A 13,410-nucleotide genomic window follows, 5' to 3' on the forward strand; every position below is an offset into this window, starting at 1 on the left:
CCTGTAAGACCAAAAAGGATATCGTCTTCTACTTCTATAAGGTTAAACACAGCAAAACCGTCTGCGTCTGTATCACAAACCACCAATGGGGCTGGGTCTGTTATTTGAGGGGTTTGCTCTACGATTAGATGCACTATGGTAGTGTTGTAACAGCCTGTTGCTAAATCACTCACGCGGATGTATACCACCTGATCGAAAGGCACTTCGTTATCATAAGGACTCATTAGTGGCAGTACATTGTTGTCTGCGTCGGGTTGGGTTAAGTGATAGGTTACTACTAAGGTTCCCGATGGGTTACCTCCTACTGCCTGCTCACTTGCATCTTCCAAAGTGAAGGTTCCAAAACCGTCGTTATCATCGTCACAGTAAATAAGGTCATCTGGTTGAAAAACCTCTGGACGTGCTATCACTACTAACTGGCTCTCAAAGATACCATAGCAACCACTCATATTGTCCTCCACACGTACCCATACTGCCTCAGGGTTGGTCTGGTTGGTATAAAATACAGCAAGGGCGTTCATAGGTGCTTGTGCATCGGCCAAGCTGCTATAATACGTAACATTAAGACCAGTGTTTCCTCCTGTTATCGCTGTATTGTTACTATTTAAATCAAACTCTGTAATACCGTCTGCTATCTCATCATCACAGGCTGTGATTTCTGGAAGCACATTAAAAACAGGTACTTGTCCTAATACTAAATTAAAACTGCCAACAGTTGTACAAAGCTCGGCGCCATTAGGGTCACCGTTCTCATAGTTTACTGCACGAACCCAAACAACGGTATTGCTACTTACATAGGCATCTGCAGGAATAATTGGTGCTGTGTTGTTCTGGGCATCTAGCTCACTCTCATGATAACTCAAGTCAACATCAACAAGAGTATTTAAAATCTCTGCGTCTTTACTCGTTAAATCAAAAGTCTCAAAACCATCTCCATCTAAATCACATAAAAAATAATCGCTGATGGGGGAGGTAATAGAAGGACTGTCGTTGACTATCAAATTTAAAGGGACGACATCAAAACAACCAAAAGCATCTACTTCCAATCTTGCCCACACCGTTTGAAAGGAAGCGGTAGTATTGGTATACATATTAGGAGTTGCAAATGGGAAATTTGCAGATTCTGCTAGCCCTTGAGTTCTATAAAAAGTAACCGTAGTTCCTGTTTGACCATTTTGGATTTGAGGTATACTTAAAGTTAAATCAAAAACCGCAAATCCATCATTAGGAACGCCATCACAAGCCTCTAAATCGTCTGGGATTCCAGCTACAGGATCAGGTTGAAATGTTACATCAATCATGTCAGGATTAACTGTACAAAAACCTCTAAAGGCCTCTAAAGTGTATGTTCCTGACAGCGTAGGATTATAAAATGGTCCTGTCGCACTAGGCAAAAAGGTACCATTAAAATACCACTGATATGTAAAATCAGACCCTAAATCTTGACCTATAGTAACGATTTCATTAACACATGGAAACAAATCTGGACCAAGATCTAATCCCTGTTGAGACAAATCAACTACTAAATCAAAAAAATTGTTGTTTTCATTATTTTCATCTACTGTACCCATTCCCGTTCCATCATCATCTGCAACAGCTCTTAAGTTAAACACTGTGGGAGTTGGAGGAGCAAAATTCAACGTTACAGTACCACTCTCAGAACCGCCAATAGCTATTATTCCAGTAGTCACTGCTTGTCCTACTAAAACTCCATCAGCATAAAAAGCAATGGGTAATCCAGGCTCAAGAGCTTCTGTACTATCTATATTTGAAACCGTATAATCAACATCAATATCACTATTATCACACAATACCCCTATCGCATCAATTGTGATTGTAGCATCTGGAAGTTCTGAGTTAACATTTGTAATAATATTATTTACCATTACAAAATCCTGGCTTGAAGTCAAAGCTATATCAATATCCGCATCACCTGGAGCAATAATACCCAGCAAATCGTAGGCATCAAAATCCATGTTCCATAATGTGGTAGACCCTGTATAACTATTTGTTCCATTAAAAGCATTATCTGGTGGATTTTGAGCATTTGAGATCAATTGACCATTTATTGTCAAAGATTCCATATTAGGGTTAGGAATATCACCTTCCCAAGCTAAAAAACTTATTTTAGAAAATTGGTCACTTGCAACATCTAGAGGCCCAATAGTGATATCTATACTTGGGTTATTTGCTGAAACAAATTCCAATCCATCAAAAAGTGATATTTGGTTTTGAGTCAAAGCTGGGTCTTCATAAATTACATACATTGCCCATCCTCCATAATTAGTACCATTACTACAAGCACCAGTAGCAATTAAGTCTTGTTCAAGACCAGAAAAAGTATAGGTTCCATTACCAGTAGCTTGAACTATTGCTGTAACATCTGCATAAGCAGCGAAATATGTATTTCCTGTACCTGCTATTAAATGAAAATCTCTGGTGGCACTAACAGCTGAACCATTTAACATTACATTAAAATCCCCTCCTATTGCATTGACCCAAGGTGAACTCCAATATAAATGTGCTGATACTATTGTTTCAGTTGGCTGTAACAACAATTCTGCGCTACTTTCACTTAACAAATCACAAGATCCTGGATTTGCTGATGCATTTAATGTATTCCCTACACCTGTAAAATCCAGCCTTCCGTTAAATTGTTGAAAAAGCGTAATTGGCTCTACTTGAGAAAGTAAAGTTCCTGAAAAACAAAATAACAAAATGAGTAGATATCTTTTCATACTGACTGTTTTTTTATACCCGCTACATAATTTCTCGAAAATAAAAGAAACGATGTTTGACCATTATAATTCGTTGGGTTTACAAATTTTATATTTAAACCTAAAATAAGATCCTTGATTGACATAGCGATCACTAAAGAACGATGAAACCAAATTAAATCTAACAAAAAAAATATACATTATAGATTGTTGCTCAGCAATCATCCTTTCAACAGTACTTTTTAAAAACCAAAAAAATGGTATTAAAAAAATACATATATCGAGTAAATGATTAATCATAAAAAGAAGGTTTAATGACTGCCAAATATATTGAATACATTGATTTTCTTTGTTATTTTTGCAAAAAAAATCGTTACATGTCTCATTTTAATATAACAGTACAACCTACTAATAACGAAAATATTGTAAAGTTTGTTGCAAATTCGTTTTTAACACAAGCAAGAAGTTTTGAATTTGCAAATATTGACGAGGCAAAACCAAGCCCGTTAGCACAGCAATTATTCCATCTTCCTTTTGTAAAAACTGTTTACATTTCTCAAAACTTTATCGCAATTGAAAAATATAATATTGTAGCCTGGGAGACAGTACAAGATGAAGTAGCTACTTCTATTGCCGAATATTTAAACAGCGGAGCAGAGGTTATCAGTGAGGGAGAAGTTTCAAAAAAAGTACCTGTAACAGTATATGCAGAAAGCACTCCTAATCCAACTGCTATGAAGTTTGTAGCAAACAAACCATTAGCTGACGGCACCTTTGAGTTTAAAAATATAGATGACGCAGTAGATGCTCCTTTAGCTAAAGCTCTTTTTACATTTCCGTTTGTAAAAGAAGTTTTCATAAGCTCAAATTATATTTCTGTTATAAAATACAATAGCGTTGAGTGGATTGAAATCTCAAATGAATTGCGTTCTTTCATTAGAGAGTTTATTGAAGAAGGAAAAGCGATATTTTCGAATGATTTTCTTCGGAAACGTGCTGATGAAATTAAAATTTCCGAAGAGAAAAACACAGATGAGTTAGCACCGTTACCAACAAACAATAGCGCTAAAAACTATGATCATTCAGAAACTGAAAAAGAAATAATTTCTATTCTTGATGAGTATATTAAACCTGCTGTTGCTAGTGATGGTGGACATATTGCATTTGACTCTTATAATCCTGATAGTAAAACTGTAAAAGTTATTTTACAAGGTGCATGTAGTGGCTGTCCTTCTTCAACCATTACTTTAAAAAACGGAATTCAAACAATGATGCAAGAGATGCTACAAGGACGTGTAACTACTGTTGAAGCTATAAATGGATAAATTATAATTTAGTTTTAATAAACAACAACTGAAACACAGCTGTTTATAATTAAAAAATCTATTTCTTTTAACTCAAATTTCAGAAAAAGCCTTTTTTAAAACTGTAATTTGCAAGCAGTTATTAATCAATAAAAATACCATTATGGCAATTTTAAAAGTTATTGAAGTACTTGCAAACTCAAATGAAAGCTGGGAAGATGCAACAAAAAATGCAGTAAAACATGCTGCAAAAAGTGTCAAGAATATTCGATCTGTTTATCTTAATGAACAAACAGCTGTTGTTAATGGCGATAATGTTACAGAATTTCGTGTGAATGTAAAAATTACATTTGAGGTTAAATAAGAGTTGCTTTTTTACATAATTAAACGCTTTTGAAAATATTTTCAAGAGCGTATTTTATTTTAATTCCCATGCGCACTGTTAAAGTTACACTTGTTTTACTTTTAACATTTGCTTCTTGTAACTCTTCCAAAAAAGATATTGTGAACACACATCAATTTAAAAACTTATTAGTTAATGAGACTAGCCCTTATTTATTACAACACGCTAACAATCCAGTTGATTGGCTTGCTTGGAATGATGTAACGTTCGCAACTGCTAAAGAAAAAAACAAGCTTATTATTATTAGCATAGGGTATGCTGCATGTCATTGGTGCCATGTCATGGAACATGAAAGTTTTGAAGATAATGCCGTTGCAGATGTTATGAATGAAAACTACATAAGCATTAAAGTAGATAGAGAAGAGCGACCAGACGTTGACCAGATATACATTAATGCAGTTCAATTAATGACTGGTAGCGCAGGGTGGCCATTAAATGTAGTTGCGCTTCCTGATGGGCGCCCAGTATGGGGAGGAACTTACTTTAAAAAAAGGGATTGGATTAGTGCATTAGAGCAAATTCAAAAAATATACGTCGAAGATCCAGACAAATTAATTGAAAATGCAAATCAATTAGAAGCTGGAATCAAAAGTATGGACTTAGTTCCTTTAAATACTGATAAAATAGATTACCCAACTTTCAACACAAATCAAATTGTAAAAAAATGGTCTGAAAGCTTTGATCACAAGTTTGGCGGTCTCAATAGAGCTCCAAAGTTTATGATGCCTAGTAACTATGCATTTTTATTACGCTATGCAAAGCAAGAGAAAGATGAACATTTAATGAATTATGTAGACAATACACTTCAAAAAATAGCCTATGGTGGAATATACGATCACATTGGAGGTGGATTTTCTAGATATAGTGTTGATACAAAATGGCATGTACCGCACTTTGAAAAAATGCTTTACGATAATGGACAACTGGCAAGTCTTTATAGTGATGCTTATACAGCGACAAAAAATCCTCTTTATAAAGAAGTTGTAGAAGGTATACTAGCTTTTGTAGCCTTAGAACTTACAGATAAAAATGGCGGCTTCTATTCCTCGTTAGATGCAGACAGTATTGATCAAAATGGAAATTTAAACGAAGGTGCTTATTACATTTACTCAAAAGAAGAAATACAAACCCAAATAGGTGATGATTTTGAAATTTTCAAAGAATATTATAATATAAACAACTATGGAATCTGGGAAAACAATCATTATGTATTAATCCGCGACAAGAGTGATCTTGAAATTTTAAAAAACTTCAATATTTCTTTAAAACAGCTCCAAGAGAAAAAAACAAAATGGAAAAAAATCCTGCTAAATTTCAGAAGTAAAAGAAATAAACCTCGATTGGATGACAAGATTTTAACTTCATGGAATGGATTAATGCTTAAAGGATATGTTGATGCTTATAAAGTCTTCGGAAATAAAGATTATTTAAAAATCGCGTTGAAAAATGCAAATTTTATTAAAGATAATGTATTACAAGAAGATGGCGCTTTATTTAGAAATCATAAAAATGGAAAAAGCAATATTAATGGATATCTTGAAGATTACGCTACTGTTATAGACGCCTACATTTCATTATACGAAGCTAGTCTTGATGAACAATGGCTACAAACTGCAAATCAATTAACCGAATACACATTTAAACATTTTTTTGATACTAAAAATCAAATGTTCTACTATACAAACGATAAAGACCCAGCGTTAGTAAGTCGAAATTTTGAATACCGTGATAATGTAATTCCAGCTTCAAATTCAATCCATGCAAAAAACTTATTTAAGCTAGCACATTATATTGACAACAATAAATATAACGAGGTTGCAAGACAAATGCTAGCAAACGTCACCCCCGAAATTCAACAGTACCCTACTGGATTTTCAAACTGGCTAGATTTGTTAATGAATTATAAAAATAGCTACTACGAAGTAGTTGTAGTTGGAAAAAATGCAAAAGAAAAAATAAAGGCAATTAACACCTATTATCTACCTAACGCCTTATTAGCGGGGAGTATTACAGAAGGAAATTCGCCATTAATAAAAGAGCGTTATATAGATGGAAAAACTATGATATACATATGTGTAAATAACGCTTGCAAACTACCAGAAACAGACGTAAAAAAATCAATAAACCCAATAAAATTATAAAAAAGAGATGGAAAAGTTTAACGATATAAATTATTACATTGAAAAATACGGTCAAAAATTAATTGACTTTTTACCCGATCTAATATTAGCAGTTTTAATGCTCTTTATAGGATTATGGATTATTAGAGTGATTAGTAGATTAATTAACAAATTCTTTCAACGTAAAGATTATGATGTTACGTTGGAAAAATTTATTGCTAGCCTTATAAACTGGAGCTTAAAAATTATATTATTTGTATTAGTCATTACTCAATTGGGTGTTGAATCTGCGTCACTAATTGCTATTATTGGAGCAGCCGGTCTTGCAATAGGTCTAGCACTTCAAGGCTCTCTTTCTAATTTTGCAGGAGGTGTTTTAATTTTATTATTAAGGCCTTTTAAAGTAGGAGATTTCATCAAAGCGCAAGGAGTTGAGGGGACTGTAAAAGAAATTTCAATCTTTAATACAAAACTATTGACCTTTGGAAATCAAGAAGCCATTTTACCTAATGGAAAATTATCAAATGAAACTATTATCAATTTCACTACTGAAGGCATAAGAAAAGAAAACATCATTTTTGGCATATCTTATGATAGTAGTGTAGAAACCGCAAAGAATATATTATTAGAGTTAGCCATGGAGCAAGAAATAATAATGAAGGTAGAAAATAAAATGCCTATGATAGTGATGGCTGAGTTAGCTGATAGTTCTGTTAATTTATCATTACGATACTGGGCTACTAATGAAAATTTCTGGAATGCGCGATGGTTTACTTTAGAAGAAGGTAAAAAACGATTAGAAGCTGCAGGGATTTCTATACCATTTCCGCAGAGAGATGTACATTTCTACACAAATAATAACAAATAATTAACATTTACAGGAATCATAAAATGTATTTTTGGGTGCTATGAAAATTTAAAATAAAACTAAATGAAAATCTTACCAATTACAGTCTCACTTTTTTTACTAATCACCTCAAGTTTATTTGCTCAAAATATGGGGAATGATCAGCAAATTGAATCAAATTACATATCTTCAAAAACAACCCCAATATTTAAGGGTTATAAGGATACTAATGGATCAATTTATATGAATGAAGAATTCCAAATGGGTTCAATAATCATGAATGGAAAAGTTGTTGCAAACAATGTAGCTTTACGATATAACGTCCTAGATGAAGAAATTGAGTTGACTAAAGGACTTAATAGCGGAATTACAGTAGCAAATGTAATAAAGAAAGATGCGAACATACACGTTAGCATTGCAAATGAAACACTTGTATTCTTACCTTCGCCAAACAAGAATATGAGAGATGGATATTTTAACGTTTTGAGAGAAGGTAAAAATATCTCTTTGTATAAAAAACTTTCTAAGGATTATAGAGAGGGTAAAGTATCTGTGAATTCTATTGCACGCTCAGTACCTGCTACTTTTAAGGAACAAGAAACTCTATATGTGAAAATAAAGGATGGTTCTTTGATGGAGCTTTCAAACTCAAAATCTAAGAGAAAAAGATTGTTCATTGATAAAGAAGAAGCAATGAAAAATCATATTGATAATGAAAATCTAAATCTAAGAAAAGATGATGATTTGATTTCAGCTATTGATTTTTATAATACCCTATAAGTTTATGTTCATTTAATTAAGATACAAATTCTGGCAAGGTTTTTGAAAATTCTATATAAAACATAAAAATGAAAAAAATAATAATAATTTTAGCTATCATATTGACTGGAAATATTTCAGCACAAAGTTTTAATGGAAAGCAATTTGCTTCAGATCTGTTTTTAATGGATGAATATATCAAAAGGCAATCTAAAGGTATTAGTTTTGCAGATACAGATACATATACAGGAACCCCCTATAATAATGCTTCGTTCCTTCCGGGTAGTATTTATAAAGACGGAAAATTATTAGCAGAAAATGTAGCATTAAGATATAATGCAATTGCTGATGAAATGGAAGTTAAAGAAAAACTTACATCTCCAGATGATGATGCAAAAGTTTTGACTAAATCTCCAGATATATTTGTTAAAATTGTAAGTACAATATTTGTTTTTGTTCCATATCAAGGCGGAATTGAAGAAGGCGGATATTTTGAAGTAATTTATGAAGGTTCACAAGTTGATTTTTATAAAAAAATTATTAAGGATTTTGACGAAGAAAAGAAAGCCACATCATCACTTACAAGAGATATTCCAGCAAGCTTCTCAGACGAGCCAGAATATTTTTTAGTGACTAAAGTTGGTAAATTCTATCAATTTCCTAATTCACGAAATAAAAAATTGAAAGTTTTTGGTGATAAAGAAAAGCAAGTTAAAAAATACGTTAAAGAAAAACGTCTTGATTTGAATAAAGAAAAAGATCTCTTAAAAGCTATTAAGTATTTTGAAACCATTTAAATTTAAAAATTATATTTAAATTAAGCCTTCGATAAAAACGAAGGCTTTTTTAATGAAAAAAATTAGCATTATGAATCTGATTAGAGCACTTTTATTTGCAATAATATCATTTTTGATTTCCGGGACTATCTACAGTCAACAACTTACAGACTTAGATATAATTAAAATGAAAATCAAGAACGATGAAGACGCCTCTAAAATTAATTTTGAAGACAAGAGTTCTTATATTGGCACACCATATGTTAATCCAGATTTTCAATATGGTACTGTCTATATAAAAGATTCGCTCATTTCTCCACTTTTAGCACTAAGGTATAATGTTATATCAAAGCAAATTGAGACAAAAGAAAGTTTAAAAACTAGAAACTTTGATATAATTAACCTTAAAAAGGTTCCAGATTTAATAGTTAAAATTAAAGAACAAACTTTTGTATTAGTCCCATTTGAGGGTAGTATTCAAAATGGAGAATTTTTTGAAGTCCTCTACGAAGGAACACAAGTAGATATATTAAAAAAACACGCAAAAGATGTACGCTATCCACTTAAGTCCCACACCTCTTTAACCAGAGATATACCAGCCAAGTTTACCGACAACCCTCTCTATTTTTTAGTTACAAAAAGAAAAAGATTTTTCCAATTACCAGATTCTAAAAATGACAAATATCAAGTTTTTGGACAAAAAGCAGATTTTCTTAAAAAGTATGCTAAAGACAAAAAACTTAATATTGAGGATGAAACAGACCTTATTACAATTGTGAAGTATTTTGAAAAACAGTAATTACTTTTAATATCATTACAATACCCGCACTATTTATTGTGTGGTTTTTTTTATGCTGAAATTTTAAAAACATTAAATCGCTCGTATAATAGGTAGAAAATAAAAAAGACCTCAACGTTAGTTGAAGTCTTTTTGTGCGGATGACAGGAATCGAACCTGCACGCCGTGAAGCACTAGATCCTAAGTCTAGCATGTCTACCAGTTCCACCACATCCGCTTTAAGGAGTGCAAATATAAATAATCCCAATAATCTGAACAAAAAAAAGACCTTTTTTTGTCAATTGTTTTATCTATCTATTCTCTAAGTTCATTTTGCAGCTTGATTATCAACGCTCTTGCTACATCTGTATCCATTTCTTGTAACGAAGCAATCATACTTCTCTTGGTAACATCATCATAAATTTCAATTTTATTCTCTAAATCAAAATCATACCCCGAGTTTTTAAACATAGAATCACTCCACTCATTCCTTTTGCAATCCATCGTTAAATGTACACGCTCAGTATTACCTAAGTTACAAACACTATGAGAAACATTAAAATCACCATACCAGCACTCGCCTACTCTCATTGGCACTTGTGCACCACCTATAACAAATTGCACTCTATTATTAGTGGCAATTGGAACATGAACTCTAAACACCCCATCACTATAGCCCAAGTTATGGTCTGTATGTTCTTTGATACGACTATTTGGTGCAAGATTTAACAATCGTATTGCATATTTATCACATTTAAACAAATCAATAATTTCTTTAAAGTAAAAGCAATGATCTAACAAATAAGTATCAACCCAATTATCATTCATGGGATCAAATGCCTTTATATTTTGAGGTAATCCATCTATCGAACGTAACGATATTGAATTCCAATTTCCCACATAATTATCAGTGCTATAATGTTTGACAAATTCTAGTGATTTACAATATTTTAAATCATTAAGCAGTAGTTCTTCCGAAAAGTGAAAAGGTAATTTTATCGCGTTATTATTCATAAATTCTGTAGTTAGCTTCCTCTAATTTACTTCTTTTTTGTTACATTGGGCAAACAAAAATTAGACTATGAAAAGCGCAAAAGAGTATATTTCAGAACATAAAGACAGATTCCTAAATGAACTTGTTGAATTACTAAAAATCCCATCAATATCCGCAGATTCTAAATACAAAGACGAGGTTATCAAAACTTCCGAAGTCATTAAAAAAAGTCTTGAGAAAGCAGGTTGTGACCATGTTGAAATTTGTGAAACACCAGGTTATCCTATTGTTTACGGTGAGAAAATAATTGACAAAAACTTACCCACGGTATTAGTCTATGGGCATTATGATGTACAACCGCCAGATCCAATAAATCTTTGGGACAGCCCACCATTTGAACCCGTAATTAAAAAAACTGAGCTACACCCAGAGGGTGCAATATTTGCCAGAGGTAGCTGTGACGACAAAGGACAAATGTACATGCACGTTAAAGCAATGGAATTTATGACAGCTACTAATCAACTTCCTTGTAATGTAAAATTTATGATTGAAGGTGAAGAAGAAGTTGGTAGTGTAAATCTTGCTTGGTATGTAGAGCGCAATCAAGAAAAATTAGCCAATGATGTAATTTTAATAAGTGACACTGGAATGATTGCAAATAACATTCCTAGTATAACTACTGGCCTTAGAGGATTAAGTTATGTAGAGGTTGAGGTTACTGGACCTAATAGAGATTTACATTCTGGATTGTATGGGGGTGCAGTCGCAAACCCTATTAATGTTCTAGCAAAAATGATTGCTTCACTACATGATGAAAATAACCATATTACTGTAAAAGGGTTTTACGACAAAGTAGAAGAACTTACTAAAGCAGAAAGAGAGAAAATGGGCGAAGCGCCATTTAACTTAGAGAAGTATAAAAAAGCACTAGATATTGATGCGGTATATGGAGAAAAAGGATATACCACTAATGAACGAAATAGCATAAGACCTACACTAGACGTCAATGGAATTTGGGGCGGCTACATAGGCGAAGGAGCTAAAACCGTGATTGCAAGTCAAGCATTTGCAAAAATCTCTATGCGCTTGGTACCTCATCAAGATTGGAAAGAAATTACACAATTGTTCAAAACACATTTTGAAAGCCTTGCTCCAGCAGGTGTAACTGTAAAAGTAACGCCTCATCATGGTGGTCAAGGTTACGTAACACCTATTGACAACATTGCATATAAAGCTGCAGAAAAAGCGTATGAGAGCACCTTTGGCAAAACCCCTATTCCACAACGTAGTGGAGGAAGTATCCCAATTGTTTCGCTTTTTGAGAAGGAATTAAAAAGCAAAACCATCCTTATGGGATTTGGGCTTGATAGTGATGCTATTCACTCACCTAACGAGCATTTTGGAGTTTGGAATTACTTAAAAGGGATTGAGACCATCCCACAGTTTTTTCATCATTTTACTCAAATGAGTAAATAGCACATATTTCCGAAGAAGAACTAAACCTCTCAAACTTTAAAAACTGAGAGGTTTTTTTTTTCGCACCTATGTTTTCTTCACGTACTCAGTGATTATCACAATTTGAATTCCATCAACTTTCCCCTCAATGTAGGTATCGTTCTCATGGTCTAATGATATTCTCCGTACTGCAGTTCCTTGCTTTGCAACCATGCTAGATCCTTTTACTTTAAGATCTTTAATCAACACCACATTATCACCTGCCTGTAATATTACACCATTTGCATCACGATGAACAAGCGCATTACTTTTATCCTCTGCATCACCCTCTGCCGCCGCCCATTCTAACCGCTGCTCCTCCATATACATCATATCTAATAAATCCTGTGGCCAACCTTCTTTTTTCAAACGGTGCAACATTCGCCATGCCATAACTTGTACCGGCGCAGCAGTGCTCCACATGCTGTCATTTAAACAGCGCCAGTGATTTATGTCACGTTCTTCGCTATCAAATTGAGATTCGCACGTGGTGCAAACCTGTAAACCATTATCAGCACCTTCAATATATTCGGGTGTTTTTGGAACCTCAAAAAGCAGAAGATTTTCTGGCTCTGCGTGTCCACACAACTCACATTTGTCTTCGGCTCGTTTTTTTATTTCTCTTTCAATGTCTTGATTCATAATAGCTATACGCAAAGCGGAAATTTTAACCCTCCAAGCGACTTTGTTTGATTTAACGGTAAAGGTAAGACAAAGTAGAAATTAGAAAAACGAAAATTTAAACACAAGCGACCTTGTTGAAATTATAAATTAAACATTTTATTACTCTACATTTGTAGAATTAAAAAATAAACTCTATATTTGTAGAACACAATCTAAATTTGTAGAACATGAGCTTAACTAATGCAGAAGAAACCTTAATGCAAATTCTCTGGAAAAAGGAACGCGCTTTTATGAAAGATATCATTGAAGCATATCCAGAGCCCAAACCCGCAACAACAACCATTGCGACGCTCTTAAAACGCATGCAGGATAAAGATTTTGTGGACTACATTCAATACGGTCGCTCTAGAGAATATTTTCCGCTCGTAGCAAAAAGAGATTATTTTTCAAAACACGTTAATGGACTCATCAAAAACTTTTTTAACAATAGTGCAACACAATTTGCATCTTTCTTTACCGAAGAAACAAACCTCTCTAAAAAAGAACTCGAGGCATTAAAGAAAATCATCAACGACCAAATTAAAACTAAATAGC

Annotated in this window: 12 protein-coding genes and 1 tRNA gene; 9 read left to right on the forward strand and 4 right to left on the reverse strand. The window is 33.4% G+C overall.

All coding sequences use genetic code 11. The features are described from left to right. On the reverse strand, window positions 1–2,738 hold a 2,738-nt coding region (locus GB234_RS00005; RefSeq protein WP_151892458.1), incomplete at its 3' end, for an FIDD domain-containing protein. Between the two features lie 356 nt (window positions 2,739–3,094). On the opposite strand from GB234_RS00005, the gene GB234_RS00010 reads away from it, so the two are divergent. The 7 genes from GB234_RS00010 to GB234_RS00040 all read left to right on the forward strand — a co-directional run bounded on the left by GB234_RS00010 (window position 3,095) and on the right by GB234_RS00040 (window position 9,725). Then, on the forward strand, window positions 3,095–4,042 hold the full coding sequence (locus GB234_RS00010) for a NifU family protein (RefSeq protein WP_151892459.1): 948 nt from the start codon (window positions 3,095–3,097) through the stop codon (window positions 4,040–4,042). A gap of 142 nt (window positions 4,043–4,184) precedes the next feature. Further along, window positions 4,185–4,385, forward strand: coding sequence for a dodecin family protein (locus GB234_RS00015; protein WP_151892460.1), 201 nt, complete (start codon window positions 4,185–4,187; stop codon window positions 4,383–4,385). A 29-nt stretch (window positions 4,386–4,414) separates the two neighbouring features. Then, complete coding sequence (locus GB234_RS00020) at window positions 4,415–6,565, forward strand: thioredoxin domain-containing protein (protein ID WP_308645047.1); 2,151 nt, start codon at window positions 4,415–4,417, stop codon at window positions 6,563–6,565. A 7-nt stretch (window positions 6,566–6,572) separates the two neighbouring features. Further along, window positions 6,573–7,412, forward strand: coding sequence for a mechanosensitive ion channel family protein (locus GB234_RS00025; RefSeq protein ID WP_151892461.1), 840 nt, complete (start codon window positions 6,573–6,575; stop codon window positions 7,410–7,412). A gap of 63 nt (window positions 7,413–7,475) precedes the next feature. Next, window positions 7,476–8,171, forward strand: a complete 696-nt coding sequence (locus tag GB234_RS00030) for a hypothetical protein (RefSeq protein ID WP_151892462.1) — start codon at window positions 7,476–7,478, stop codon at window positions 8,169–8,171. 68 nt (window positions 8,172–8,239) lie between these two features. Beyond that, on the forward strand, window positions 8,240–8,947 hold the full coding sequence (locus GB234_RS00035; protein WP_151892463.1) for a hypothetical protein: 708 nt from the start codon (window positions 8,240–8,242) through the stop codon (window positions 8,945–8,947). A gap of 70 nt (window positions 8,948–9,017) precedes the next feature. Beyond that, window positions 9,018–9,725: a hypothetical protein gene (locus GB234_RS00040; protein ID WP_151892464.1), complete on the forward strand. Its 708-nt coding sequence runs from the start codon at window positions 9,018–9,020 to the stop codon at window positions 9,723–9,725. A gap of 135 nt (window positions 9,726–9,860) precedes the next feature. Here GB234_RS00040 and GB234_RS00045 read toward each other — a convergent pair. Together GB234_RS00045 and GB234_RS00050 are read right to left on the reverse strand one after the other, a co-directional pair. Beyond that, window positions 9,861–9,942: transfer RNA gene (locus GB234_RS00045), tRNA-Leu, on the reverse strand. Window positions 9,943–10,019: 77 nt separating this feature from the next. After that, window positions 10,020–10,718 carry an aspartyl/asparaginyl beta-hydroxylase domain-containing protein gene (locus GB234_RS00050; protein ID WP_151892465.1) on the reverse strand — a complete coding sequence of 233 codons (699 nt, stop codon included), beginning with the start codon at window positions 10,716–10,718 and terminating at the stop codon, window positions 10,020–10,022. 67 nt (window positions 10,719–10,785) lie between these two features. Here GB234_RS00050 and GB234_RS00055 point away from each other — a divergent pair, with 67 nt between their 5' ends. Further along, complete coding sequence (locus tag GB234_RS00055; protein ID WP_151892466.1) at window positions 10,786–12,174, forward strand: dipeptidase; 1,389 nt, start codon at window positions 10,786–10,788, stop codon at window positions 12,172–12,174. Window positions 12,175–12,240: 66 nt separating this feature from the next. Here the strand turns inward: GB234_RS00055 and GB234_RS00060 are convergent, their stop codons facing one another. Continuing rightward, the gene (locus tag GB234_RS00060; RefSeq protein ID WP_151893714.1) at window positions 12,241–12,834 is read right to left on the reverse strand and encodes a PhnA domain-containing protein; all 594 of its coding nucleotides are present in this window, start codon (window positions 12,832–12,834) and stop codon (window positions 12,241–12,243) included. A 209-nt stretch (window positions 12,835–13,043) separates the two neighbouring features. Between GB234_RS00060 and GB234_RS00065 the strand changes: the two genes are divergently transcribed. Then, window positions 13,044–13,409 (forward strand): BlaI/MecI/CopY family transcriptional regulator, encoded by a 366-nt coding sequence (locus GB234_RS00065; protein ID WP_151892467.1) that lies wholly within the window; start codon window positions 13,044–13,046, stop codon window positions 13,407–13,409. Window position 13,410 lies beyond the last annotated feature (1 nt).

This window comes from Patiriisocius marinistellae (assembly GCF_009014635.1).
Taxonomy (GTDB): Bacteria; Bacteroidota; Bacteroidia; order Flavobacteriales; family Flavobacteriaceae; genus Patiriisocius; species Patiriisocius marinistellae.

Excerpts from the sequence above, each read along its gene's own strand:
- GB234_RS00065 (WP_151892467.1), top strand. The coding sequence starts at position 13,044 with ATGAGCTTAACTAATGCAGAAGAAACCTTAATGCAAATTCTCTGGAAA.
- GB234_RS00015 (WP_151892460.1), top strand. The coding sequence starts at position 4,185 with ATGGCAATTTTAAAAGTTATTGAAGTACTTGCAAACTCAAATGAAAGC.
- GB234_RS00025 (WP_151892461.1), top strand. The coding sequence starts at position 6,573 with ATGGAAAAGTTTAACGATATAAATTATTACATTGAAAAATACGGTCAA.
- GB234_RS00010 (WP_151892459.1), top strand. The coding sequence starts at position 3,095 with ATGTCTCATTTTAATATAACAGTACAACCTACTAATAACGAAAATATT.
- GB234_RS00040 (WP_151892464.1), top strand. The coding sequence starts at position 9,018 with ATGAATCTGATTAGAGCACTTTTATTTGCAATAATATCATTTTTGATT.
- GB234_RS00060 (WP_151893714.1), bottom strand. The coding sequence starts at position 12,834 with ATGAATCAAGACATTGAAAGAGAAATAAAAAAACGAGCCGAAGACAAA.
- GB234_RS00035 (WP_151892463.1), top strand. The coding sequence starts at position 8,240 with ATGAAAAAAATAATAATAATTTTAGCTATCATATTGACTGGAAATATT.
- GB234_RS00030 (WP_151892462.1), top strand. The coding sequence starts at position 7,476 with ATGAAAATCTTACCAATTACAGTCTCACTTTTTTTACTAATCACCTCA.
- GB234_RS00055 (WP_151892466.1), top strand. The coding sequence starts at position 10,786 with ATGAAAAGCGCAAAAGAGTATATTTCAGAACATAAAGACAGATTCCTA.
- GB234_RS00050 (WP_151892465.1), bottom strand. The coding sequence starts at position 10,718 with ATGAATAATAACGCGATAAAATTACCTTTTCACTTTTCGGAAGAACTA.